18 protein-coding genes are annotated in these 24,492 nt (G+C 60.7%); 7 read left to right on the plus strand and 11 right to left on the minus strand.

Translation table 11 applies throughout. The annotated features are described in order from the left end of the window. The first annotated feature begins 9 nt into the window (after positions 1 to 9). Positions 10 to 1,743: a PTS fructose-like transporter subunit IIB gene (locus HU743_RS14830; protein ID WP_186649424.1), complete on the plus strand. Its 1,734-nt coding sequence runs from the start codon at positions 10 to 12 to the stop codon at positions 1,741 to 1,743. A gap of 187 nt (positions 1,744 to 1,930) precedes the next feature. Beyond that, a complete protein-coding gene (locus tag HU743_RS14835; RefSeq protein WP_186649426.1) occupies positions 1,931 to 3,472 on the plus strand; it encodes an alkaline phosphatase D family protein in 1,542 nt (513 codons plus the stop codon). Positions 3,473 to 3,592: 120 nt separating this feature from the next. On the opposite strand, the gene HU743_RS14840 is transcribed toward HU743_RS14835, so the two are convergent. Both HU743_RS14840 and HU743_RS14845 read right to left on the minus strand, forming a co-directional pair. Next, positions 3,593 to 6,121 carry a PepSY domain-containing protein gene (locus HU743_RS14840; protein WP_186649493.1) on the minus strand — a complete coding sequence of 843 codons (2,529 nt, stop codon included), beginning with the start codon at positions 6,119 to 6,121 and terminating at the stop codon, positions 3,593 to 3,595. Positions 6,122 to 6,356: 235 nt separating this feature from the next. Continuing rightward, on the minus strand, positions 6,357 to 8,660 hold the full coding sequence (locus HU743_RS14845) for a TonB-dependent siderophore receptor (protein WP_186630978.1): 2,304 nt from the start codon (positions 8,658 to 8,660) through the stop codon (positions 6,357 to 6,359). A 207-nt stretch (positions 8,661 to 8,867) separates the two neighbouring features. Between HU743_RS14845 and HU743_RS14850 the strand changes: the two genes are divergently transcribed. Both HU743_RS14850 and HU743_RS14855 read left to right on the plus strand, forming a co-directional pair. After that, positions 8,868 to 9,548, plus strand: a complete 681-nt coding sequence (locus tag HU743_RS14850) for a Fe2+-dependent dioxygenase (protein WP_186649427.1) — start codon at positions 8,868 to 8,870, stop codon at positions 9,546 to 9,548. After that, positions 9,545 to 10,303 carry a tetratricopeptide repeat protein gene (locus HU743_RS14855; RefSeq protein WP_186649429.1) on the plus strand — a complete coding sequence of 253 codons (759 nt, stop codon included), beginning with the start codon at positions 9,545 to 9,547 and terminating at the stop codon, positions 10,301 to 10,303. The genes HU743_RS14850 and HU743_RS14855 overlap by 4 nt, the downstream gene beginning before the upstream one ends. A gap of 194 nt (positions 10,304 to 10,497) precedes the next feature. Here the strand turns inward: HU743_RS14855 and HU743_RS14860 are convergent, their stop codons facing one another. From HU743_RS14860 to HU743_RS14880, 5 genes are all read right to left on the minus strand, one after another. Further along, positions 10,498 to 11,661, minus strand: a complete 1,164-nt coding sequence (locus HU743_RS14860; protein WP_186618655.1) for a type III PLP-dependent enzyme — start codon at positions 11,659 to 11,661, stop codon at positions 10,498 to 10,500. A gap of 634 nt (positions 11,662 to 12,295) precedes the next feature. Next, the gene (locus tag HU743_RS14865) at positions 12,296 to 13,453 is read right to left on the minus strand and encodes an ABC transporter ATP-binding protein (protein ID WP_047291222.1); all 1,158 of its coding nucleotides are present in this window, start codon (positions 13,451 to 13,453) and stop codon (positions 12,296 to 12,298) included. Further along, a complete protein-coding gene (locus tag HU743_RS14870; protein WP_186649431.1) occupies positions 13,450 to 14,103 on the minus strand; it encodes an ABC transporter permease in 654 nt (217 codons plus the stop codon). Before HU743_RS14870 ends, HU743_RS14865 begins: the two co-directional genes overlap by 4 nt. Before the next feature lie 13 nt (positions 14,104 to 14,116). Further along, a complete protein-coding gene (locus tag HU743_RS14875) occupies positions 14,117 to 15,022 on the minus strand; it encodes a glycine betaine ABC transporter substrate-binding protein (protein WP_186649433.1) in 906 nt (301 codons plus the stop codon). 21 nt (positions 15,023 to 15,043) lie between these two features. Beyond that, the gene (locus HU743_RS14880; protein WP_186547380.1) at positions 15,044 to 15,733 is read right to left on the minus strand and encodes an ABC transporter permease; all 690 of its coding nucleotides are present in this window, start codon (positions 15,731 to 15,733) and stop codon (positions 15,044 to 15,046) included. Between the two features lie 358 nt (positions 15,734 to 16,091). Between HU743_RS14880 and HU743_RS14885 the strand changes: the two genes are divergently transcribed. From HU743_RS14885 to HU743_RS14895, 3 genes are all read left to right on the plus strand, one after another. After that, complete coding sequence (locus HU743_RS14885; protein ID WP_186618658.1) at positions 16,092 to 17,675, plus strand: peptide chain release factor 3; 1,584 nt, start codon at positions 16,092 to 16,094, stop codon at positions 17,673 to 17,675. Positions 17,676 to 18,739: 1,064 nt separating this feature from the next. Continuing rightward, complete coding sequence (locus tag HU743_RS14890) at positions 18,740 to 19,921, plus strand: MFS transporter (RefSeq protein ID WP_186649435.1); 1,182 nt, start codon at positions 18,740 to 18,742, stop codon at positions 19,919 to 19,921. Positions 19,922 to 20,080: 159 nt separating this feature from the next. Continuing rightward, positions 20,081 to 20,344 (plus strand): hypothetical protein, encoded by a 264-nt coding sequence (locus tag HU743_RS14895; protein WP_186649437.1) that lies wholly within the window; start codon positions 20,081 to 20,083, stop codon positions 20,342 to 20,344. Between the two features lie 219 nt (positions 20,345 to 20,563). On the opposite strand, the gene HU743_RS14900 is transcribed toward HU743_RS14895, so the two are convergent. Genes HU743_RS14900 through HU743_RS14915 form a run of 4 tightly spaced genes read right to left on the minus strand, consistent with a single transcriptional unit; the run spans position 20,564 to position 24,471 of the window. Next, positions 20,564 to 21,544 (minus strand): peptide ABC transporter ATP-binding protein, encoded by a 981-nt coding sequence (locus tag HU743_RS14900; protein WP_186618661.1) that lies wholly within the window; start codon positions 21,542 to 21,544, stop codon positions 20,564 to 20,566. Then, positions 21,544 to 22,512 (minus strand): ABC transporter ATP-binding protein, encoded by a 969-nt coding sequence (locus HU743_RS14905; protein WP_186649439.1) that lies wholly within the window; start codon positions 22,510 to 22,512, stop codon positions 21,544 to 21,546. The genes HU743_RS14900 and HU743_RS14905 overlap by 1 nt, the downstream gene beginning before the upstream one ends. A 10-nt stretch (positions 22,513 to 22,522) precedes the next feature. Next, positions 22,523 to 23,449, minus strand: a complete 927-nt coding sequence (locus HU743_RS14910) for an ABC transporter permease subunit (protein ID WP_186547296.1) — start codon at positions 23,447 to 23,449, stop codon at positions 22,523 to 22,525. Between the two features lie 11 nt (positions 23,450 to 23,460). Then, a complete protein-coding gene (locus HU743_RS14915) occupies positions 23,461 to 24,471 on the minus strand; it encodes an ABC transporter permease subunit (RefSeq protein ID WP_186547295.1) in 1,011 nt (336 codons plus the stop codon). Positions 24,472 to 24,492 lie beyond the last annotated feature (21 nt).

Below are 24,492 nucleotides of genomic sequence, written 5' to 3' on the forward strand. Positions count from 1 at the left end.
GGGTTTGTCATGAAGTTAGCCATTGTTACGGCTTGCCCCAACGGCATGGTCACCAGCGTCCTGTGCGCGCGTCTGCTCGATGCGGCGGCGCAGCGTCAGGGCTGGAGCACCAGCGTGGAAGTGGTCGATCCGGCGCACCCGGAACGTGAATTGTCGGCGGCGACGATCGAAGCCGCCGAGTGGGTATTGCTGGTGAGTACGGGGACGGTGGACATGACCCGCTTCGTCGGCAAACGGGTGTTCCAGATTGCTCCGGCGCAGGCGTTGCAGGATGTCGAAGCGGTGCTGCGGCGGGGCGCTGAAGAAGCCGAAGTCTACGTCGCCAGCGAAGTCGAACCGGCGATTGATGCGCCGCGTGCGCCGCGCATCGTCGCCGTTACGGCATGCCCGACGGGTGTCGCGCACACCTTCATGGCTGCCGAGGCTTTGCAGCAGACCGCCAAGCGCCTGGGTTATGAATTGCAGGTTGAAACCCAAGGCTCGGTCGGCGCGAAAACTCCGCTCAGCGCAGCGGCCATAGCCGAGGCCGACGTGGTACTGCTGGCGGCGGATATCGACGTCGCCACCGAGCGTTTTGCCGGCAAGAAAATCTATCGCTGCGGCACCGGGATTGCACTCAAGCAGTCCGAAGCTACGTTGAAAAAAGCCTTGGCCGAAGGCGTTGTGGAAAGCGCTGCGGACGCAGGCAAGGCTGCGGCCAAGTCAGAAAAAACCGGCATCTACAAACACCTGCTGACCGGTGTGTCGTACATGCTGCCGATGGTCGTGGCCGGTGGTCTGCTGATCGCGTTGTCGTTCGTCTTCGGCATCACTGCCTACAAGGAAGAAGGCACGCTGGCGGCGGCGCTGATGCAGATCGGCGGGGAAACCGCGTTCAAACTGATGGTGCCGCTGCTGGCCGGTTACATCGCCTATTCGATCGCCGACCGTCCGGGCCTCGCGCCGGGGATGATCGGCGGGTTGCTGGCGGGCACCTTGGGCGCCGGCTTCATCGGCGGGATCATTGCCGGTTTTATCGCCGGTTACGCCGCCAAAGCCATCGCCCGCTATGTGAAATTGCCGCAGAGTCTGGAAGCGCTGAAGCCGATTCTTATCATCCCGTTGCTCGCCAGTCTGATCACCGGTCTGGTGATGATTTATGTGGTCGGCAAACCGGTTGCCGGCATGCTCGCCGCGCTCACCCAGTTCCTCGACAGCATGGGTACCACCAACGCAATTCTGCTCGGTGTGTTGCTTGGCGGGATGATGTGTGTGGACCTTGGCGGGCCGATCAACAAGGCGGCCTATGCGTTCTCGGTGGGGCTGCTGGCTTCGCAGAGTTACGCGCCGATGGCCGCGACCATGGCCGCCGGCATGGTGCCGCCGATTGGTTTGGGCATTGCCACGTTTATCGCGCGGCGCAAGTTTGCCCAGACTGAGCGTGAGGCCGGCAAGGCGGCCTTCGTGCTGGGTCTGTGCTTCATCTCTGAAGGGGCGATTCCGTTTGCCGCGAAAGATCCGCTGCGGGTGATTCCGGCGAGCATCGCCGGCGGTGCGCTGACCGGTGCACTGTCGATGTACTTCGGCTGCAAGCTGATGGCGCCGCACGGTGGTTTGTTTGTGCTGGCCATTCCGAATGCGATCAACCATGCGCTGTTGTACCTGCTGGCGATTGTCGCGGGAAGCCTGGTGACGGCGGTGGTGTATGCGCTGCTCAAGCGGCCTGAGACTGTCGAGCTGGCAGTCGAACCCGTCAACGCCTGACCGACAACACCAAATCCCTGTGGGAGCGGGCTTGCTCGCGAAAGCGGAGTGTCAGATAAAAAAGTATCGCCTGACACGACGTCTTCGCGAGCAAGCCCGCTCCCACAGTTTGATTTTTCTGTGTGGCCGATGTCATGGCGGGTTCACACAGCCATGCTTAAGTTTTCCCTTTTGCAGGGAGAACACCATGAGCGATTTCAACCTCGGGCGCCGTCGCGTCGTGCAAGCCGTCGGTGCCGGTCTGTTGCTGCCGGGGCTGGCGCCGGCAGTGATTGCCTCGGTCAAGGATCGCCCGCAACTCACCGACGGCGTGCAGTCCGGCGACCTGCTCGGCGACCGCGCGATGATCTGGAGCCGCAGCGACCGCCCGGCACGGATGGTGGTCGAATGGGACACCCGCAGCCTGTTCGGCAACCCGCGTCGTCTCGTCTCGGCCCTGGCCGATGCCCGCACTGATTTCACCGCCCGCGTCGAACTCAGCGGCCTGCCCGCCGACCAGGCAATTTTCTATCGCGTGCACTTCGAAGACGCGCAAAGCGGCATCCCCAGCGAGCCATGGTTTGGTCATCTGCGCAGCGTGCCAACGTCAAAGCGTGACTTGCGTTTTGTCTGGAGCGGCGACACCGTCGGCCAAGGCTTCGGCATCAACCCGGACATCGGCGGCATGCGTATCTACGAAGCCATGCGCCTGCGCCTGCCGGACTTCTTTATCCACAGCGGCGACACGATCTACGCCGACGGCCCGGTGCCCGCACAACTGACCACCGAAAACGGGCGCATCTGGCGCAACATCACCAGCGAAGCCAAGAGCAAAGTCGCGCAGACCCTCGACGACTATCGTGGCAATTACCGCTACAACCTGATGGACGAAAATGTCCGACTCTTCAATGCCCAGGTGCCGCAGATCTGGCAGTGGGACGACCACGAAGTGGTCAACAACTGGTCGCCGGGCAAGCAGCTCGACGAGCGCTATCAGGAAAAAGATATCCACAAGCTGGTTGGCCGTGCGCGACAGGCCTGGCTCGAATATGCGCCGATGCGTTTACAGGCGGCGGACGGTGGCGGGCGAATTTATCGCAAGCTGAGTTACGGGCCGATGCTTGATGTGTTTGTGCTGGATATGCGCAGCTATCGCGAGGCCAACGATGACAACCTGGGTGCGGCGAAACCGTTTCTAGGGCGTGAGCAACTGGACTGGCTCAAGCGTGAGTTGAAAGCATCGAAGGCGCAGTGGAAAGTCATCGCCGCCGACATGCCCATCGGCCTTGGCGTACCGGACGGCGAGGTCAGTCCGGGCGTTGCGCGCTGGGAAGCGGTGGCCAACGGCGACCCCGGTCCGGCGCAGGGGCGTGAGCTGGAAATTGCCGAACTGCTTGGCTATCTGCGGGCACAGCAGGTGCGCAATTTCGTGTTTCTGACGGCGGATGTGCACTACTGCGCCGCGCATCACTATCACCCGGATCGCGCGGCTTTTCAGGATTTCGAACCGTTCTGGGAATTCGTCGCCGGACCGTTGAATGCCGGTAGTTTCGGGCCGAATCCGCTGGACAAGACCTTTGGGCCTGAGGTGGTTTTCGAGAAAGCGCCTGCCGAACAAAACACCTCGCCGTTTGCCGGGTTTCAGTTTTTTGGCGAGGTGAATATTGAAGGGCAGAGCGGCGAGATGAGTGTGGTGTTGCGGGATCTGGATGGGGTGGCGGTGTTCGAACAGAAACTACAACCGGTCTGAACACCGCGCCCCCTGTGGGAGCGAGCCTGCTCGCGAAAGCGGTGTGTCAGTTGATAGATATACCGACTGACACGACCCCTTCGCGAGCAAGCTCGCTCCCACATTTGGGTGTGAAAAATGTCAGTAAACATCGCGGCGATAGCGGCCCTGTTCGATCAGACTCTGGACTTCGGCGCTGCCAAGGATGTCATTTAGCGCTTGATCAACGCCAGAAGCCATTCCCTGAAGGCTGCCGCAGATATAGATGACGGCACCATCAGCCAGCCATTGCTTCAATTCATCCGCCAACTCACGCAAGCGATCCTGCACATAAACCTTCTCGGCCTGATCCCGCGAGAACGCCAGGTCCAGCCGTGCCAGATCACCGTTGATCAACCATTCCTCCAGTTCGGCGCGGCAGAGGAAATCGTGTTCGCGATTGCGCTCGCCAAACAGCAGCCACTGGCGCTGCTGGCCGTCGGCAATGCGTGCCTTGAGCAAGCTGCGCAAACCCGCCAGACCGGTGCCGTTGCCCAGCAGAATCATCGGCAGCGGCTCGTTCGGTAGATGGAAACCACTGTTGCGTCGCACGCGCAGGCTGATACTGCCGCCCACTGGCGCATGCTCGGTGAGCCAGCCGGAGCCGACGCCGAGGCTGCCGTCGCTGTGCTGTTCCTGGCGCACGATCAGCTCCAGCACGCCATCGGCGGCGATTGAGGCGATCGAATATTCGCGCATGGCCAGCGGCACCATCGCATCGACCAGCGCTTGCGCATGCAGGCCGACCAGGTGCGCGCGGTGTTCCGGTAGCTGGCGCGAGGCCAGAGCTACTTCCAGCGGCTCGTCGAGGCCGTTGACCTTGACGATGGTCTCGCCTCGGATGCCGAGGCCGTCGAGGAAATGTTCGATGGCCCACGGGCAGTTGCGCGGCAGCACTTCGACCAGATCGCCGGCCAGCCAACTGCTGGTGTCCGGCGCTTTGAGAGCCAGCAGATAAACCGGCGCACCGCTGCTGTCGGGGTTCATCAGTTCGCGGCGCAGCAGCGTCCAGTTGGCGTAGCTCGGCGCCTGCCAGGTTTCGGCCGGTGCTTGCCCGGTGAGCTGGCCGAGTTGAGTTTGCCAGTGGCGCAGGGCGTAGGGATCGCCGCTGTCGACTTCCACCGGAGCAAACAACGACTTGCCCCCGTGTTCGCTCAGCCACTGGTGCAGGCGTTTGGCGAAGCCGCAGAAGTGCTGATACTGGCGATCGCCAAGACCCAGCACCGCATAATTCAGGCTGTCGAGCGCAGAGGCCTTACCGAGAACCTTGCGCTCAAAACCGCGGGCGCTGTCCGGCGCTTCGCCGTCACCGAAGGTGCTGACCACAAACAAGGCGTTGCTCGAATCACGCAAATCCTGCTCGCTGACATTGGCCAGCGGCTGCACCTTCACCGGCAGACCGGCGGCCTGCAATTGGCCGGCGGTCTGCCACGCCAGTTGCTCGGCGAAACCGCTCTGGCTGGCGAAGCCGATCAGCCACGCCGAAGCCTCGCTGGCCGGTTGTTCAAGACCTTTTCGTGCGTCCTTGATGTGCTTTTTCTTGCGCCGACGGTCGAGATACAGCAGCCAGCCGGTGATGAAGAACAGCGGCATGCACACCGCTGCCAGCGTGACGATGATGCGTCCGACCAGACCGAAATAGCTGCCGACGTGCAGCGCATAAATGCTGGTCAGCAGTTGTGCCTTGAAGCTTTTATCGGCGTAGCGGTCGACGCGTTTTACCACGCCGGTTGCCGGGTCGAGGGTGATCTGGTTCAACGCGCGGTCATGCGGTGAGCTGTCGAGCAGGTAGAACACCGTCGCCGGTTGGCCGGCCACCGCCGGCATGCGAATGTTGTACGCGGCCAGGCCGGGGCCGGCGGCGCTGTAGATGCTGCTCCACATCGCTGCGTAGTCGGCCGTCGGCGCCGGGCCTTCCGGCGCCGGGCCGCGACCGCCGCGCACGCGCTCATTTTGCGGCGCGTCGGAAAGCAGCCGGGTCAGGCCCTTGTTGTACCACTCGTACGACCATGACAACCCGGTCAATGCCAGCAGCAGATACACCAGCAGACACCAGGTACCGGCCACCGAATGCAGGTCCCAATTGAACGCGCGACCCTTCTTTTTCCAATCCAGGGTCAGCCACACGCGCCAGCTGTTCCACTGACGTGGCCAACGCAGATACAAACCGGAAAGGCAAAAGAACAGCAGCATCAGGGTGCAGGCGCCGGTGATGTTGCGCCCGGTATCACCCATCGCAAGAAAGCGGTGCAGTTGCAGCATCAAGCCGAAAAAGTCCTGGCCGGTGGCGTCGCCCTTGAACTCGGCGGTGTACGGATCGAAGTAGCGCATCTCGCCACGCCGTTCACCCTTGGGCGGGGTGAAGAACACCCGCGCGGCGTGGCCGCTGTCGGTCTCGACCCAGAGCATCGCGACTTTTTTGCCGGATGCGGCTTCGATGCGTTCTACCAGTTCAACCGGTGGCAGGACCCCGGCGACCTGTTTTTCCACCTGCAGCACTGACGGATTGAGCGCCCGCAGGATTTCGTCCTGAAAGGAATAGGCCGCGCCGGTGATGCCCATCAGGGCCAGCACCAGGCCTGCGGTGATGCCAAAAAACCAGTGCAACTGGAACAGGGTTTTCTTCAACACGTCACTCGCCGTCCGTTCGGAAATTGTCATCACGGCGCGCATTATGCCGTGGGTTATCGAGAAGCGTTCTTTCTTACGCACAAAAGCCCCGTCCAATTGAATGAACGGGGCCGAGCCATACGGCGTATCCCTTGTAGGAGTGAGCCTGCTCGCGATAGCTATCTGTCAGATGAATAGATGCTGACTGATACACCGCAATCGCGAGCAGGCTCACTCCTACAGGTTTCCACCGAAGTCAGAAGTGGAAATTGGTGCTCAACAGCGCCGTCCGTCCCGCCGCCTGGTTGGCGAAGTGGGTCGAGAAGGCTTTGTCGTAATAGGTTTCGTCGGTCAGGTTTTGCACGTTGAGTTGCAGATCGACGTTCTTGGTCAGCTTGTAGGCTGCCATTGCGTCGTAACGCACATACGAGTCGACCATGGTGGTGTTTGCCGTACTGCCGTAGACGTCGTCGACATAGAACGCGCCACCACCGATGGTCAGCTTCGGCGTGACCTGATACGTGGTCCACAGGCTGGCGCTGTTTTTCGGTGTGTTCGGCAGGTCGTTGCCGTCGTTGGCGCGACCGAACGGGCCACCATCAACCTGCTCGCTGTCCATGAACGCGTAACCGGCGAACACCTGCCATTTATCGGTGAGCTTGCCGCTGGCCGACAGTTCGAAGCCCTGCACGCGGGTCTTGCCGGCGTTCTCGTACGAGCTGGTATCGACCTGCACGCGGGCGTTTTCTTTCTCGGTGCGGAAGATGTCGGCGGTCAGCGACAGGCGATCGTTGAGCAGATCCCACTTGGTGCCGATCTCGTAGTTCTTGGTGGTTTCCGGCTCCATGTCGCTGCTCAGCAGGTTGCCGCTGCGATCCGGTGTACCGCCCAACGGGTTGCCTTCCTGGCCTTCGCCGAGGGTGTTGCCCGGCGGGGTCGCCGAGGTGGCGTAGGAGGCATAGATGCTGCCGTTTTCCGCCGGCTTGTAGACCACGCCGAACTGACCGGTGACGAATTCGCTGGTGTCATCGCCCTTGGAGGTGGTGCGGCCGGCGGCGTTGTAGGTTTTGTAATCGGTGTCGAAGTGGTCGTAACGCAGGCCCATGTTCACCAGCCACTGCTCGGACAACTCCAGCGTGTCGAACACGTACAGCGCGTAAGTGTCGGCCTGAGTGTCGGTGCCGGCGTAGTTGCGCGAGATCGCACCGTTCCACGGATCGTTCGGGTTCGGGTTCGACAGCGAGGTGCAGTTGTAACCGCTCGGCGCGCCGATCAGGCCCGGGTTGCAGTTGGTGGTCACAGCGCCGGTGCGCGGCGTGGTGTCAGTGTTGACGTTGTACGAGGATTTCTCGCTCTGCTCGCGGGTGTATTCGACACCGGTGGAGAAGCTGTTTTTGAAGCCGGCCACGTAGAAGGTGCCGAACAGGTCGGTCTGGTTGGTGGTGGTCTCGGTGTTGCTCACCCGAGTATTGGCGCGACGCCAGACGCTGCCGTTGTTGACGTTGCCCTTGCTGTCGTCCGGCTGAGTGAGGATGTAATCCTGCATGCTGGTGCCGTGGCGCAGGGTGTTCTTGATGGTCAGCGCGTCGTTCAGGTCATGCTCGATGGCGAACGTCGCGGTGTCGGTGCGGCCCTTGCGGAAGTCGCGGTCCAGACCGTAGAAGTTCTCATGGTCACCGCCGGCGTACGGCTTGTCCGGATTGGACTTGGTGCGCGGGTTCGACAGCGTATACGGAATGCCAGAATCCGGGGTGTCGTTGCTTTCCAGATGGTAGTAATCGAGGTTGACGCGGGTGTCGGTGCCCAGGCCGAACGCCAGGGACGGCGCGATACCCCAGCGGTCGTAGTCGACCTTGTCGCGACCGGCGACGTTGCTCTCGTGGCTCATCAGGTTGAGGCGGCCGGCAGCGCTGTCACTGAACTGATAATTGCCGTCGAGGGTGTAGCGCTGGGTCTGATCGGAGCCGTAGGTGAAGCCGCCGTCGAACGAGTTGCCCAGGTGGGCTTTCTTGCTCACCAGGTTGATGCTGCCGCCCGCCGCGCCACGGCCGCCAATGGCCGAGTTCGGGCCTTTGCTGACTTCGATGTTTTCAACGGCGAAGATCTCGCGGCTCTGCGCACCGGTGTCGCGCACGCCATCCAGATAGGTGTCGCCCTGGGCATCGAAACCACGGATGAACGGACGGTCGCCCTGTGGGTTGCCGCCTTCACCGGCGCCGAAAGTGATGCCTGGCACGGTGCGCAGCGCGTCCTGCATGTTCAGGGCGCCGGTGTCTTTGAGCACCTGTTGTGGAATCACAGTGACCGAGCGCGGCGTGTCGACCAGCGGGGCGGTGTACTTGGGCGAGGAGGCTTTTTCGACCTGATAGGACGTCGGGTCCTGAGCTTCGCCGGTGATGGCGGTAGCGTCCAGGGCGATGGCATTGCCGGAGGCTTTGCTCTCGGTTTTTTCCGCAGCGAATACCATCTGGCCAGCGGAGCCGGCGGTGATTGCCACACCGATCGCAGAAGCGAGCAGACGTGGTGAACTGACCGGTAATTGAGCGTGTAGACGTGCCATTTTTATTCCCCTCCCCAAGGATTTGAGGCGGCGGAATATAGGGTAAACAGGTATTCGTATCAATTGCGAAACATTGCTAACTGCACTGAATTTACATTCTTTACAATTTCACCTTACGGTTTTTGCCCTTTCGTTCGTCTCCCGGGTTTTACACAGCCAATAAGAATCAATACCATTGGCGACTCTTTGCTATCAGGTGACATTGCCATGCTGCTGCACATCCCCGGACTGTTCGCAAAAGAAGAGGTGCAGCGCATTCGCCAGGCTCTGGAGCAGGCGGATTGGGCCGATGGCAAAATCACTGCGGGCTTTCAATCGGCGAAGGCCAAGCACAACCTGCAACTGCCTGAAGGCCATCCACTGGCCAAGGAGATCGGCGCGGCGATGCTTGAGCGGCTTTGGAAGAATCCGCTTTTCATGTCTGCCGCGCTGCCGCACAAAGTGTTTCCGCCGTTAGTCAACTGTTACACCGCGGGGGGCAGTTTCGATTTCCATATCGACAACGCCGTGCGCCAGCCCAAGGGCAGCATCGAGCGGGTGCGCACTGACCTGTCGGCGACACTGTTTTTCAGCGAGCCGGAGGATTACGACGGCGGTGAGCTGGAAATTCAGGACACCTACGGTACGCAACGGGTGAAGCTGCCGGCTGGCGACATGGTGTTGTACCCCGGCACCAGTTTGCACAAGGTCAACGCCGTCACCCGTGGCGCGCGTTATGCCTCGTTTTTCTGGACGCAGAGCCTGGTGCGCGAAGACAGCCAACGCGCATTGCTGTTCGAGATGGACGGTGCAATTCAGCAGCTGACGCATGACGTTCCCGATCACCCTTCGTTGATTCGCCTGACCGGCACGTATCACAACCTGCTACGGCGTTGGGTCGAGGTATGAGTTTCCAATTACGCCGCGAAGAAATCCTCGATGCCGCGGGGTTGGCGGCGATGCTTGAAGAAAGTCCCGCCCGCGCCGCGCAGGCGATTTTGCTCGCGGCGGGCGAGGGCGAAGTGGAAGCGCAGGCGTTGCTTGGACAGATTCTGCTCGACGGCCATGGGATCGCACAGGATCAACCCTTGGCACTGCGCTGGTTCGGCATCGCCGCCGGACGCGGGCATCTGATGGCGCGCAACATGCTTGGGCGCTGTCATGAGCATGGCTGGGGTTGCGCGGCGGATGCCTCGGTTGCCGCGCAGCATTATCGAATCGCCGCGCAGGCCGGGCTGGATTGGGCGATGTACAACCTCGCCAATCTGCTCGCGACCGGGCGCGGTGTGGCGGTGGATCATCGCCAGGCGCTGGCGCTGTATCGGCGCGCGGCTGAGTTGGGCCATGCGAAATCGATGAATCTGCTCGGGCGCTATCTGGAGGAAGGGCAAGTGTGTCCGGCCGATCCTGCTGCGGCGCGCGACTGGTATCGGCGCTCGGCTGAGGCTGGGGATTTTCGTGGGCAGTTCAGTTATGCCGCGGTGTTGGCGGGCGAGGGAAGTATCGATGAGGCCATTCTCTGGCTTGAGAAGGCCCTGGCCGGCGGTAATCTGAATTTCATGCGAGTATCTAGCCAGACGCTCGCTGATGCGACAGATCCGATGATCCAAGCCCTGGCGACCCGATATCAGTTGCGTGCAGATGAACTGAGCCGCACCGCATAACCCTGTGGGAGCGGGCTTGCTCGCGAAGGCGCTGGGTCATTGCAGACGATGCTGACTGACACGACGCTTTCGCGAGCAAGCCCGCTCCCACAAAGGGATCTTCATGTGTCTATCACATACAAAAAAGCCCATGACACGTCATGGGCTTTTGTCTTGCAGCTAACAGCTTGAAGCTCGAAGCTCGAAGCTGCTCCTTAAACGTAAAACGACTTCAACGGCGGAAACCCGTTGAACTCGACCGCGCTGTAACTGGTGGTGTACGCACCGGTCGACAACCAGTACAGACGATCACCGATCGCCAGGTTCAGCGGCAAGCCGTACTTGTAGTTCTCGTACATGATGTCGGCGCTGTCGCAGGTCGGGCCGGCGATCACGACTTCTTCCATCTCGCCTTTCTTCTCGGTCCAGATCGGGAACTTGATCGCTTCGTCCATGGTTTCGATCAGGCCGGAGAACTTGCCCACATCGGTATACACCCAGCGCTCGACGGCGGTGCGCGACTTACGCGCAACCAGCACCACTTCGCTGACCAGAATACCGGCGTTGGCGATCAGCGAACGGCCCGGCTCCAGAATGATCTCCGGCAGGTCATCACCGAAGTCTTCTTTGAGGAAGCGGATGATTTCCTCGGCGTAGGTTTCCAGGCTGTTGGTGCGGGTGATGTAGTTGGCCGGGAAGCCACCGCCCATGTTGATCAGCTTCAGGTGGATGCCGTCTTCTTCTTTCAAGCGCTCGAAGATCACTTTGACCTTGGCGATCGCCGCGTCCCAGACGCTGATGTCGCGCTGTTGCGAGCCGACGTGGAACGAGATGCCGTACGGCACCAGGCCCAGGTCGCGGGCGAGGATCAGCAGGTCCATGGCCATGTCGGTCTGGCAACCGAACTTGCGCGACAGCGGCCAGTCAGCGGTGGTCGAGCCTTCGGTGAGGATGCGCACGTAGACTTTCGAACCCGGTGCCGCCTTGGCGATGTTACGCAGGTCGGCTTCGGAGTCGGTGGAGAACAGACGCACGCCCTTCTCATAGAAGTAGCGGATGTCCTTGGACTTCTTGATGGTGTTGCCGTAGCTGATACGGTCAGCGCTGACGCCGCGATCCATCACTTTGTCCAGCTCGTAGATCGAGGCGATGTCGAAGCTCGAACCTTTGTCTTTGAGCAGGTCGATGATCTCGACGGCCGGGTTGGCCTTGACCGCGTAGTAGACCTTGGCGAATTCGAAACCGGCGCGCAGGTCATCGTAGGCCTGGGCGATCATCGCGGTATCGATCACCACGAACGGGGTTTCCTGTTTGTCGGCGAACGCCTTCATTTTGTCAAAAGTGGCGCGCGCGAAATAATCTTCGACGTTGATCGACATGCTGGGAGCTCCTATGGGCAAACTCTAAAAAACAATGGGTGCAAATGAACGCCCTCCGTATCCCCACTTTGGTTCGCCTACTTCCCAAGGCATGTCGCCGAAAGCAAAAAGGCCACGGGAATGAAGCTTCCCTTGGCCTTGCTGTCTCGTCGTCAGTACTTGAGCCGGATGGATCGTTTCCAGCATGGACGTTCGGCGCGAACTTTAGGGCGTGAGGGGCCTGAGATCAACTAAAAATGTCGCGTTTCTGCACGCTTCTGACGTGCGTCGCGGATATCACTCTTTGTAGCCGACCGAGATGACGGACAGATGTTCCCGGGGAATTTGCCGGTGTTAAATATGCCTGCACGTTCAGGGCTGTTGCCAGCCAAGTTGCTGATAAGTGTGATAGCGGCAACATCGGCGATGTTGGCAACGAGAGTTGGACGTGGAGGCGCATTTGGCTGGTGTGGCGCAAGGCTTCGCACGGTCGGAGGGCACCGTAGTGTTGATATTTTTTTCCAGCCTTTGAAAAAAACCAAAACCTGTGGCGAGGGAGCTTGCTCCCGCTGGGCTGCGAAGCAGTCCTCGCGTTCTTTTTCAAGGTAGGGCCGCTGCGCGACCCAGCGGGAGCAAGCTCCCTCGCCACAGTGGGTTACGCGACCACCGCCTCAGCCGGCGAGACGATATTGGTTTTCATCCCCCGCGAACGCCCCGAGCTCAGGTACGCCGCAATCGACTCCTGCGTCACCTCGCCAAGGAACACCCGCTCGGCATCCATCACCGGCAGCCAGGAACGGTTGAACTCGTACATGCGCGACAACAGGATGCGCAGGTGCTCGTCGTACGCCGCCGTGGCGTTGAACTCGCGCAGGAATTGCGCGCAGGTGCCGGTCTGGCGGTGCAGGTCGCGACGGCGCACGTAACCCAGCGCCTTGTTCTCGGCGCAGGTGACCACCACATAGCGGCGATCGTGCTCATCCATCAATTCCAGCGCATCGGCAACCGGCGTTTCCGGGCTGACCGACGGCGCGTTGTCCGCCGCGTCTTCCGCCTTCACCAGCAGAAGGCGCTTGAGCGTGCTGTCCTGACCGACGAAGTTGCTGACGAAGTCGTCTGCCGGATGCGCGAGCAGGGTGTCGGGATGATCAATCTGCAGCAGTTTACCGGCGCGGAAAATCGCGATCTTGTCGCCCAGCTTGATGGCCTCGTCGATATCGTGGCTGACCATGATCACCGTCTTGTTCAGCGCCCGCTGCATCTCGAAAAACTCGTTCTGGATCATCTCGCGGTTGATCGGGTCGACGGCGCCGAACGGCTCGTCCATCAGCAGCAGCGGGGCATCGGCTGCGAGGGCGCGGATCACACCGATACGCTGTTGCTGACCACCGGACAGTTCACGCGGGTAGCGATGCAGATACTGCTTGGGTTCCAGCTTGATCATGCTCATCAGCTCGCGGGCGCGGTCGTGGCATTTCTGTTTGTCCCAGCCGAGCAGTTTCGGCACGACGACGATGTTCTCTTCGATGGTCATGTTCGGGAACAGACCGATTTGCTGGATCACGTAGCCGATGTTGCGGCGCAGGGTCACTTCGTCGAGATCGGTGGTGTCTTCGCCATTGATCAGGATCTTGCCCGAGGTCGGTTTGATCAGGCGGTTGATCATTTTCAGCGTGGTGCTTTTGCCGCAACCCGATGGCCCGAGGAACACGCAGATCTCGCCTTCATTGACGGTCAGGCTTACCGAGTCCACGGCTTTGACGTCTTTGCCGTTGCTTTGGAAAGTCTTGCTGAGGTTTTGAAGTTCGATCATTTAAGGAGTCCTTTTGGAGTCAACGAGCGTTGCAGCCATTGGAGAAACAGGTCGGCGAAGATCGCCAGAAGACTGACCAGCAGCGCGCCGACGATGAGCATCGACATGTCACTGCGGCTGATGGAGGCGAGGATCAACACACCGAGGCCGCCGGCACCGATGGTCGCGGCAATGGTCATCACGCCGATGTTCATCACCACGGCGGTGCGCACGCCGGCGAGGATCACCGGCACCGCAATCGGCAGTTCGACCATGCGCAGGCGCTGGCCGAAGGTCATGCCGATGCCGCGTGCGGCTTCGCGGATGCCCGGCTCGACGCCGGTCAGGGCGAGGTAGGTGTTGCGCATGATTGGCAGCAACGAATAAAGGAACACGGCGGTGATTGCCGGCAGCGGCCCGAGGCCTTGGCCGAACTTGGAGTAAAACGGCAGCAGCAGGCCGAACAGGGCAATCGACGGCACGGTCAGCAGCACTGTGGCGCTGGCTTGCAAGGGACCGGCGAGGCTGGGAAAGCGCGTCATCAAAATGCCCAGCGGCACGCCGATGACGATCGCCAGAGTCACGGCGATGCCGACCAGAGTGATGTGCTGCCAAGTCAGGTGCAGTACCTGCTGCCAGTCGAGATGGGAAAAGGCGTTTAGAAATTCCATGACTTCTCCTCTCTTAATTCAGTGGGTGCTGGCGCAGGAAATCGGCGGCAACGGACGATGGGCTCTCATGATCAACATCGACCCGCGCGTTCAGCTGGCGCATGGTTTCGTCATCGAACAGTTCGGCCAGCGGCTTCAGTTGTTCGGCCAGTTTCGGGTTGGCGTCCAGCGTGGCCTGACGTACCACGGGAGCTGCGGTGTAGTCGGGGAAGTAGTGCTTGTCGTCTTCCAGCAACTTCAGGCCGAAGGCATTGAGACGACCGTCGGTGGTGTAGACCAGGCCGGCAAACACCTGGCCGTTACGCAGCGCGGTGTAGACCAGGCCGGCGTCCATCTGGCGGATGTTCTTGCGGGTCAGGTTCATGCCGTAGAGATCAACCATGCCGATCAGACCGTCGGAGCGGTTGGCGAACTCGGTGTCCAGCGCCACCAGGTGATTGGTCTTGGCCTCGGCGCGCAGCACTTCGTTGAGCTGGCTGATGTTGCCGATCTGCGGATATTGCTCGGCGACTTTTTTCGGCAGGGCAAGGGCGTAGGTGTTGCTGAACTTCGACGGGGTCAGCCAGATCAGGCCTTTTTTCGCGTCGAGTTCTTTGACCCGGGCGTAGGACTGCGCGCTGTCGAGTTTTTCCGTGACATGGTTGTAGGCCACCAGCGACACGCCGGTGTATTCCCAGAGCAGGTCCAGTTGCCCGCTTTCGTGGGCGCTGCGGGCGAGGTTGCTGCCCAGGCCGCCGGTAATCTGCGCGTCGTAGCCTTTGCTGCGCAGGTACTGCGCGGTGATTTCGGCGAGCAGGGTCTGTTCGGTGAACACCCGGGCGCCGAGGCGAATGAGCGGTTTTTCAGCGGCTTGGGCGATGCCTACGAACAGCAGGACGCAGCCCGCTATCAATCCCAAAGGCAAGCTAAATCGTTTCATAAATATTCCTTCGCAAAAGCCTTAAGACGGGCGCAAACCGCGTTCCAGCCAGAGACGGCTGGCGAGGGTGACCACGCCATCGAGCAACAACGCCAACAGCGCGGTGCACGCGGCGCCGAGCAGCAGTTGCGGCTGATTGTTCAGGGCGATGCCGGGGAAGATCAGGCTGCCAAGGCTGTTGGCGCCGATCAGGAACGCCAGCGGTGCGGTGCCGACGTTGATTGCCAGTGCGACACGCACGCCGCCGACGATGATCGGCACGGCGTTGGGCAATTCGACTTTCCACAGCACCTGACGCGGGGTCATGCCGATGCCGACGGCCGCTTCTTTCAGCGATCCCTGGACATTTTTCAGCCCTTCGTAGGTGTTGCGCACAATCGGCAGCAGGGAGGCGAGGAACAGGGCGAAAATCGCTGGGCCACTGCCGATGCCGAGGATGCCCAGCGCGATCGCGAGCACGGCCAGCGGTGGCACGGTGTTGCCGATATTGAAGATCTGCATGAAGCGTTCGGCGCGGCCGACCATGGTCGGGCGGCTGAGGAAGATGCCGGCGGGGAGGCCCACGACAAGGGCGGCCAGCATGGAAGCGAGGACGAGAATCAGATGAGCTTGCAGGTAAAACAACAAATCGTCGCGGTAGTGCTCAATCGTGTTGACGCCGATCCAGTGGACCAGCAGGGCCAGGAGCGCGATCACCACCGCACCTCCCATTAGCCCTTTGCCATAGCGGATAGCCACAGGCGGACTCCTTTTTTTGTAGTCGGCGGACGCAGTCCCGAGTGGCAAGCCAAGCCTTGGCTGCCGGGAAAGTCATTCGCGAAAAGTAGCTGTTTTTCAGCACCGGCCAAGCGGCGTGAAAGCGAGCCATGAGCGCAGCCTCGTCAGGCTAACTTGCTGATTTTTCAGCCCCTGACGAAAGTTCGTAACAGGGGATGGACGTCTCCGTGCGTTAAAAGGTTCCCATCTGCGGCAGCATTTGGCCACCCTTAATGTGCTCAACGGTTCGGTTATTGCAGCGAGTTGGGCTATAATCGCGGCCCTTTTTTGAATCACCGCCAGGCGATTTCCCATGACCCAACAGGCCGCCGAAGTCGCGAAACGCCGCACTTTCGCCATTATTTCCCACCCCGATGCCGGTAAAACCACGATCACCGAAAAGCTCCTGTTGATGGGCAAGGCGATTGCAGTGGCCGGTACGGTGAAATCCCGTAAATCCGATCGCCATGCGACCTCCGACTGGATGGAGATGGAGAAGCAGCGGGGTATTTCCATCACCACGTCGGTCATGCAGTTCCCCTATCGCGAACACATGATCAACCTGCTCGACACCCCGGGCCACGAAGACTTCTCCGAAGACACCTACCGCACCCTGACGGCGGTCGACTCGGCCTTGATGGTGCTCGATGGCGGTAAAGGTGTAGAGCCACGGACCATTGCGCTGATGGATGTCTGCCGTCTGCGTGACACGCCGATCGTCAGCTTCATCAACAAACTCGACCGTGACATCCGCGACCCGATCGAACTGCTCGACGAAATCGAAGCCGTCCTGAAGATCAAAGCCGCGCCGATCACCTGGCCGATTGGTTGCTACCGTGACTTCAAGGGCGTGTACCACCTGGCCGATGACTACATCATTGTCTACACCGCCGGTCACGGTCACGAACGTACCGAAACCAAGATCATCGAGAAGCTCGATTCGGACGAGGCGCGCGCGCACCTGGGCGACGAGTACGAGCGCTTTATCGAACAGCTGGAACTGGTGCAAGGCGCCTGCCACGAGTTCAACCAACAGGAATTCCTCGACGGTCAACTGACCCCGGTGTTCTTCGGTACTGCGTTGGGCAACTTTGGTGTCGACCATGTGCTTGACGCAGTCGTCGATTGGGCACCGCGTCCGCTGGCCCGGGTCGCCAACGAGCGCACCGTCGAGCCGGTGGAAGAGAAGTTCTCGGGCTTCATCTTCAAGATCCAGGCGAACATGGACCCGAAACACCGCGACCGCATCGCCTTCATGCGGATCTGCTCGGGCAAGTACGAGAAAGGCATGAAGATGCGCCACGTGCGCACCGGCAAGGACGTGCGCATCGGCGATGCCCTGACGTTCTTCTCGTCCGAGCGTGAACAGCTCGAAGAAGCTTTTGCCGGCGACATTATCGGCTTGCACAACCACGGCACCATTCAGATCGGTGACACCTTCAGCGAAGGCGAAGCGCTGAGTTTCACCGGCATCCCGCACTTCGCCCCGGAACTGTTCCGTCGCGTGCGTTTGCGTGATCCGCTGAAGTCCAAGCAACTGCGTCAGGGTCTGCAGCAGTTGGCCGAAGAGGGCGCGACGCAGGTGTTCTTCCCGGAGCGCAGCAACGACATCATTCTCGGCGCCGTCGGTGTGCTGCAGTTCGATGTGGTCGCCAGTCGTTTGAAAGAGGAATACAAGGTTGAGTGCTCGTATGAGCCAATCACTGTGTATTCCGCGCGTTGGATCGAGTGCAGCGACAAGAAGAAGCTTGAGGAGTTTTCCAACAAGGCGGTGGAGAACCTGGCGCTGGATGGCGGGGGGCATTTGACCTATCTCGCACCGACGCGGGTGAATCTGGCGTTGATGGAAGAGCGCTGGCCGGATGTGAAATTCCGTGCGACGCGGGAACATCATTAAGGTTTGAGTTGTTTTTCTGAAAGCCCCTGAGGTGTAGGCCTTGGGGGCTTTTTTATGGGCTGCCGGTTTTGGTCTTGGCGGCCTCTGGGCCGACCAGGCTTTGGGTTGATTGGGGGGAAATCCGTTGCTGCGGGTGCTGCCGCTGGCGGTTTCGCTCTTACAGCGAGTCCCTTTTTCAAACGCCAAAAAGGAACCAAAAGGCTTTGCTCCTGCGTTCGGCCCTCGCAGGCTCGGGTTCCTTCGCTGCGGGATCGATCCGGGCGCAGCGTCTCCGGTTTGCTTCGCTGCACCTCCTCTCGCTGTGTTTGGCTTCGCCAAACGGTCGCTGCGCTCCCACGCCCGGATCAATCCCTCCGCTCAGCCTTCCGAAGTCGCCCGTGGATCAAGATCAAGAGCGGTACTCGAGCTAACGCTCATTGTTGAGTGGGGCGGCTTCGCCGCGGGCAGCTGCGCTGCTTTGCTTTTTTGTGGGAGTGAGCCTGCTCGCGATGACGTCCTCATAGCCAATCTGTCTCTGCAAGATTCACCCTGTCCCTGTGGGAGCTGGCTTGCCAGCGATGGCGACCTGACAGTCGACCTATTTCCAGCCGATGTACTCGATCCAAATTGTGGGAGCGAGCCTGCTCGCGAAGGCGGCCTGACAGCCGACCCGTTTCCCACAGATGTATTCGATTCAAATTGTAGGAGTGAGCCTGCTCGCGATGACGTCCTCATAGCCAACCTGTCTCTGCCAGATTCACCCTGTCCCTGTGGGAGCTGGCTTGCCAGCGATGGCGGCCTGACAGTCGACCTATTTCCAGCCGATGTACTCGATCCAAATTGTGGGAGCGAGCCTGCTCGCGAAGGCGGTTTGCGACCGACGATTTCTGTTCGATGCACTCAATCCGACTCGGCTGTTGAAGACAGCGATTTTGAAAAGCAAAGTCGAAAGTTCGCAGCCTGCGGCCGCTCCAGCGGATTGTAGGGCGAATCCTTTTTTTGTGGTTTGGTGTGCTTGGGTACGACAACTGGCATGCTGACCGTTAGTGTTCATTCCCCGCAAGTCGTTTGAAGAGGTCAATGGAGTGACAAGCCGACTGAATCACCTGCTGCGCCTCAAAAGCTATTTCACCCCCATGGCCTGGGTCCTCGCCGCGCTGTTGTTCATCAATCGACTCAGCGCGATGGTCAAGCTGTTCATGGCGTTGTACCTGCGTCAGGAGTTGGGGCTGGCGATCGAGACGGTTGGCTGGTTGCTCTCGGCCTACGGCGCAGGGTTGCTGGTCGGTTCGATGCTTGGCGGCTGGCTCAGTGATCATGTGCGCACGGCGCGGCTGACGGCGGGGTTGTTTTTCGTTTCGGTGTGGGTGTTGACGCTGTTGGGGCTGGTCACGAAAGTGCCCTGGCTCGGCGGTCTGTTGTTGCTCAGCGGTGTTATAGACGGGGCGATTCGTACGCTGCATCAACGCTTGATCATGGAATATTGCGAGGTCGCGCAACGTTCCCGAGCGCAGGCGCTGAGCCGGGTCGCGCGCAATCTGGGCATGGCGGCTGCCGGGGTGGCGGGTGGGGTGTTGGCGCAGGCGGATTTTCGCTGGGTATTTTTCGGCAGTGCGGCGATGACGATGCTGGCGTTGCTGTGGTTTGTGCGTACGACTTGGCGGCGGCCAGTGCTGGTGCTTGAAGAAAAATCCGTCGATGGCTCAAGCGTGCCGTATCGCGACAAGCCGTTCCTGTGGTTGCTGGCGGCGACGGCCGTATTGGGCATCGCTTTTGACACGGTCTACAGCACGCTGGGCAATTATCTGCGTGATTACTTCCACTTGAGTACCGAAGCGATCGGCTGGCAGTTCGGGCTCAATGCGCTGCTGGTGATCGCGTTGCAGATCCCGCTCTCGCATTCGGTCGAGCGCTGGGGCTCGCGTTGGCAGATGCTCGTCGGCAGTGTGCTGTTGGCCTGTGGGCTGGGCATGTTGCCGTTCGGTTCCGGGTTGGCTTTCGTCTGTTTGTCGACGCTGATCTGGACGCTGGGCGAAGCGTTGTTCATGCCGCCATTGAACGTGCTGGCGATGCAGTTTGCCCAGAGCGGCAAGAGTGGTCAGTACTTCGGGTTGTTCTTCATGAGTTGGAGCGCCAGCGCGCTGTTGTCGCCGGTGCTCAGCGGTCAGCTCTATGGTCAGTTTGGCGGGCACAGTGTCTGGCTGATGAGTGCGCTGTTGGTGCTGATCTCCATCCCGCTGACCTGGCAGGCCACGCGTGGCACTTAGCTGTTTCGGTTATTGGCGTTATTCGAAAGCAGTCTGTCCATCGATGGCATTTCTGCCTGCTCGTTCGCGTCCTAAGTGGTGAGTCGGACGGTTCGCAACTAGATTTCATGCGAAGCCAATCCGGCAAGCATGTCTTAGCGCAACAGGATGGAGTGGGCCATGAAAAGCAGATTGCTACGGGTTTTGATGCTGTTGAAAGTAATGGTGATGCTGTCCCTCGGCACCGCAACGGCCTGGGCCGAGTGCGAGGATCATGATTCGCAGGCGTTTAATGGGCAAGTCGGGCACAGCGGTGTGATGCTCGCCAAGTCCGAGTCGGAGCCTGGGAATCAGGGGCAGGGTGGCAGTGCCGGTGATAACGACGAGACCACCGATGAGCCGGATTCCGACGATATGGGTGATGAGGGCGATAGCCAGACGTAGATAACCGGCGAAAGAAAACCCCTTCTGCCTCGACTGATGCGCAATCGAGGTGGAAGGGGTTCTGGTTGAAGCATGAATCCCTGAATCAACTCAAATCCCCTGTAGGAGTGAGCCTGCTCGCGATGGCGGTGTGTCAGTCGCTGAAAATGTTGACTGAATGACCGCTATCGCGAGCAGGCTCACTCCTACAGTGGGTTTTGCGTACGCCTGAGGGTTTGCTTACGCCGCGCCGTCGAGAAATTGCTCGGCGTAGTGGCAAGCCACTTGCCGATTATCCAGCTCGCGCAGCAGCGGCTCTTCCGTGCTGCAACGCTCGGTCGCGTACGGGCAGCGTTTGTGGAAGGCGCAGCCCGGTGGCGGGTTCAGCGGGTTGGGCAGTTCGCCGACGATTTTGATTTTCGGTTTGTTCGGGTCCGGGTGAATGGTCGGGGTCGCCGACAGCAGCGCCTGAGTGTACGGGTGCAGCGGGCGCTCGTAGATGGCGTTTTTCGGGCCGAGTTCTACCGGGCGACCGAGGTACATCACCATCACGTCATCGGCGACATGCTGCACCACCGCGAGGTTGTGCGAGATAAACACGTACGCGGTGTTGAATTCCTGCTGCAGGTCCATGAACAGGTTCAGCACCTGCGCCTGAATCGACACGTCCAGCGCCGAGGTCGGTTCATCCGCCACCAGCACTTTCGGTTGCAGCATCATCGCCCGGGCCAGGGCGATACGCTGGCGTTGGCCGCCGGAGAACATGTGCGGATAACGCTGGTAGTGCTCGGGACGCAAGCCGACCTGCTTCATCATCGCCTGGACTTTCTCGCGACGTTCAGTGGCCGACAGCTTGGTGTTGATCAACAGCGGCTCGGCCAGTTGATCACCGACTTTCTGCCGAGGGTTCAACGAGGCGTACGGACTCTGAAACACCATCTGCACGTCTTTGCGCAGTTGCTTGCGTTGGGCCTTGTCGGCACCGGCGACTTCCTGGCCGGCGATCTGCAGCGAACCGGACGACGGCTCTTCGATCAGAGTCAATGCGCGGGCGAGGGTGGACTTGCCGCAACCCGATTCACCAACGACGGCGAGGGTCTTGCCGGCTTCCAGTTCGAACGACACGCCGTTGAGAGCGCGCACGGTCGCGTGGCCCTTGAACAGGCCACGGGAGACTTCGTAGTGACGGGTCAGGTCGCGGGCGGTAAGTACGACGGCCATTACGCCACCTCCTGGTTCAGCGGGTAGAAGCAGCGGGCGAGGCTGTTGCTTTTCGGATCAAGGCCCGGACGCTGGGTACGGCAGTTTTCCTGCACATACGGGCAGCGCGGCGACAGCAGGCAGCCCTGCGGACGGTCGTAGCGGCCCGGGACGATGCCCGGCAAGGTCGCCAGGCGTGAGGCGCCGAGGCTGTGCTCGGGAATCGCCTTGAGCAGCGCTTCGCTGTACGGGTGCGCCGGGATGTCGAACAGTTGCGGCACCTGGCCGACTTCCACGGCCTGGCCGGCGTACATCACGCAGACGCGCTGGGCGGTTTCCGCGACGACGGCGAGGTCGTGAGTGATCAGCACCAGCCCCATGTTCTGCTCTTTCTGCAACGCCAGCAGCAGGTCCATGATCTGCGCCTGAATCGTCACGTCGAGTGCCGTGGTCGGTTCGTCGGCGATCAGCAGTTTCGGTTCGCCGGCAATCGCCATGGCGATCGCAACACGTTGGCTCATACCGCCAGACAGTTGATGCGGGTAGGCCTCCATACGGCTGGCAGCGCCCGGGATTTCAACTTTTTCCAGCAGTTCGATCGCACGCTTGCGCGCTTGCTTGCCGGACATTTTCAGGTGCAGGCGCAGCACTTCCTCGATCTGGAAACCGACGGTGTAGCTCGGGTTCAGCGCGGTCATCGGGTCCTGGAAAACCATCGACAGGTCTTTGCCGACGATTTGCCGACGCTGACGATTGCTCAGTTTGAGCATGTCCTTGCCGTCGAAGCTGAGCGAGTCGGCGGTGACGATGCCGGGATGCTCGATCAGGCCCATCAGCGCCATCATGGTTACGGATTTACCCGAACCCGACTCGCCAACGATGGCCAGCACTTCACCCTTATCGACTTTGAGGTCGAGACCGTCGACGACCGGCGTAGCGGTCTTGTCGCCGAAGCGAACGTTGAGATTCTTGATTTCCAACAATGACATGTGAATCTCCTCAGGCGGCGTTCTTGAGTTTCGGGTCCAGCGCATCGCGCAGGCCGTCGCCCATCAAGTTGATTGCCAGCACGCTGAGCAAAATGGTCAAACCAGGCAGACTTACCACCCACCAGGCGCGTTCGATGTAGTCGCGGGCCGAGGCCAGCATGGTGCCCCACTCCGGGGTTGGCGGTTGTACGCCGAGGCCGAGGAAGCCCAGAGCAGCGGCGTCGAGAATCGCCGAAGAGAAGCTCAGGGTCGCCTGCACGATCAGCGGCGCCATGCAGTTGGGCAGCACGGTGATGAACATCAGACGCGGCAAGCCGGCACCGGCCAGGCGCGCGGCGGTGACGTAGTCGCGGTTCAGTTCGCCCATCACGGCGGCACGGGTCAGACGCACATAGGACGGCAGCGAAACCACGGCAATCGCGATCACGGTGTTGATCAGGCCAGGGCCGAGGATGGCGACGATCGCCACAGCCAGCAGCAGCGACGGCAGGGCCAGCATGATGTCCATCAGACGCATGATGGTCGGGCCGATCATCTTCGGGAAGAAACCGGCGAACAGACCCAGCAGGATCCCCGGGATCAGCGACATCACCACCGACGACAAGCCGATCAGCAGCGACAGGCGCGAACCCTGGATCAGACGCGACAGCAGATCGCGGCCCAGCTCATCGGTGCCGAGCAGGAACTGCATCTGCCCGCCTTCAAGCCACGCCGGCGGCGTCAGCAGGAAGTCACGGTATTGCTCGCTCGGGTTATGCGGCGCGACCCACGGCGCGAAAATCGCGCAGAAGACGATCAGCAGCATAAACAGCAGGCCGGCCACTGCGCCCTTGTTCTTGGAGAACGCCTGCCAGAATTCTTTGTACGGCGACGGGTACAGCAGGCTTTGATCCACGGCGGACGTGGCGGTGGCTACTGAGGAAGTTGGAGTGCTCATGGGTATTGACCTCAGCGCTGATGACGGATGCGTGGGTTGGCAAAGCCGTAGAGGATGTCCACCACGAAGTTGACCAGAATCACCAGGCAGGCGATTAACAGGATGCCGTTTTGCACCACCGGATAGTCCCGGGCGCCGATGGCTTCGATCAGCCATTTGCCGATGCCGGGCCAGGAGAAGATGGTTTCGGTCAGGACCGCACCGGCCAGCAATGTGCCGACTTGCAGGCCGACCACGGTCAGCACCGGAATCAGCGCGTTACGCAGACCGTGCACGAAGACCACGCGCGATGGCGACAGGCCTTTGGCCTTGGCGGTGCGGATGTAATCCTCGCGCAGCACTTCGAGCATCGACGAGCGGGTCATCCGCGCGATCACCGCCAGCGGAATGGTGCCGAGCACGATGGCCGGCAGGATCAGGTGATGCAGCGCGTCGAAGAACGCGCCGGTGTCATCGGCCAGCAGCGTGTCGATCAGCATGAAACCGGTGCGCGGCTCGATGTCGTAGAGCAGGTCGATCCGGCCGGAAACCGGGGTCCAGCCCAGGCTGACCGAGAAAAACATGATGAGGATCAGGCCCCACCAGAAGATCGGCATCGAATAGCCCGCCAGGGAGATGCCCATCACCCCGTGGTCGAACAGCGAGCCTCGTTTGAGTGCCGCAATCACCCCGGCCAGAAGGCCCAGAATGCCGGCGAACAGCAGGGCGGCCATGGACAGTTCCAGGGTCGCCGGGAAGAGGGAGGTGAACTCGGTCCACACGCTTTCACGGGTGCGCAGGGATTCGCCGAGGTCGCCCTGAGCCAGTTTGCCGATGTAATCCAGATATTGGGCATACAACGGCTTGTTCAGTCCCAGGCGTTCCATTGCCTGAGCGTGCATTTCGGGGTCGACCCGACGTTCGCCCATCATCACTTCCACGGGGTCGCCAGGAATCATGCGAATCAACGCGAAAGTCAGCAAGGTGATGCCGAAGAACGTGGGGATCAACAACCCCAGTCGGCGGGCAATAAAACTAAACATCTTGTGTGGTACCTCATCAGC

Origin of the sequence: Pseudomonas sp. SWRI99 (assembly GCF_014270125.1) — a bacterium.
Taxonomy (GTDB): Bacteria; Pseudomonadota; Gammaproteobacteria; order Pseudomonadales; family Pseudomonadaceae; genus Aquipseudomonas; species Aquipseudomonas hamedanensis.

Excerpts from the sequence above, each read along its gene's own strand:
- HU743_RS14850 (WP_186649427.1), top strand. The coding sequence starts at position 8,868 with ATGCTGCTGCACATCCCCGGACTGTTCGCAAAAGAAGAGGTGCAGCGC.
- HU743_RS14880 (WP_186547380.1), bottom strand. The coding sequence starts at position 15,733 with ATGGGAGGTGCGGTGGTGATCGCGCTCCTGGCCCTGCTGGTCCACTGG.
- HU743_RS14870 (WP_186649431.1), bottom strand. The coding sequence starts at position 14,103 with ATGGAATTTCTAAACGCCTTTTCCCATCTCGACTGGCAGCAGGTACTG.
- HU743_RS14910 (WP_186547296.1), bottom strand. The coding sequence starts at position 23,449 with ATGAGCACTCCAACTTCCTCAGTAGCCACCGCCACGTCCGCCGTGGAT.
- HU743_RS14865 (WP_047291222.1), bottom strand. The coding sequence starts at position 13,453 with ATGATCGAACTTCAAAACCTCAGCAAGACTTTCCAAAGCAACGGCAAA.
- HU743_RS14855 (WP_186649429.1), top strand. The coding sequence starts at position 9,545 with ATGAGTTTCCAATTACGCCGCGAAGAAATCCTCGATGCCGCGGGGTTG.
- HU743_RS14915 (WP_186547295.1), bottom strand. The coding sequence starts at position 24,471 with ATGTTTAGTTTTATTGCCCGCCGACTGGGGTTGTTGATCCCCACGTTC.
- HU743_RS14895 (WP_186649437.1), top strand. The coding sequence starts at position 20,081 with ATGAAAAGCAGATTGCTACGGGTTTTGATGCTGTTGAAAGTAATGGTG.
- HU743_RS14845 (WP_186630978.1), bottom strand. The coding sequence starts at position 8,660 with ATGGCACGTCTACACGCTCAATTACCGGTCAGTTCACCACGTCTGCTC.
- HU743_RS14835 (WP_186649426.1), top strand. The coding sequence starts at position 1,931 with ATGAGCGATTTCAACCTCGGGCGCCGTCGCGTCGTGCAAGCCGTCGGT.
- HU743_RS14875 (WP_186649433.1), bottom strand. The coding sequence starts at position 15,022 with ATGAAACGATTTAGCTTGCCTTTGGGATTGATAGCGGGCTGCGTCCTG.
- HU743_RS14860 (WP_186618655.1), bottom strand. The coding sequence starts at position 11,661 with ATGTCGATCAACGTCGAAGATTATTTCGCGCGCGCCACTTTTGACAAA.
- HU743_RS14900 (WP_186618661.1), bottom strand. The coding sequence starts at position 21,544 with ATGGCCGTCGTACTTACCGCCCGCGACCTGACCCGTCACTACGAAGTC.
- HU743_RS14905 (WP_186649439.1), bottom strand. The coding sequence starts at position 22,512 with ATGTCATTGTTGGAAATCAAGAATCTCAACGTTCGCTTCGGCGACAAG.
- HU743_RS14885 (WP_186618658.1), top strand. The coding sequence starts at position 16,092 with ATGACCCAACAGGCCGCCGAAGTCGCGAAACGCCGCACTTTCGCCATT.
- HU743_RS14830 (WP_186649424.1), top strand. The coding sequence starts at position 10 with ATGAAGTTAGCCATTGTTACGGCTTGCCCCAACGGCATGGTCACCAGC.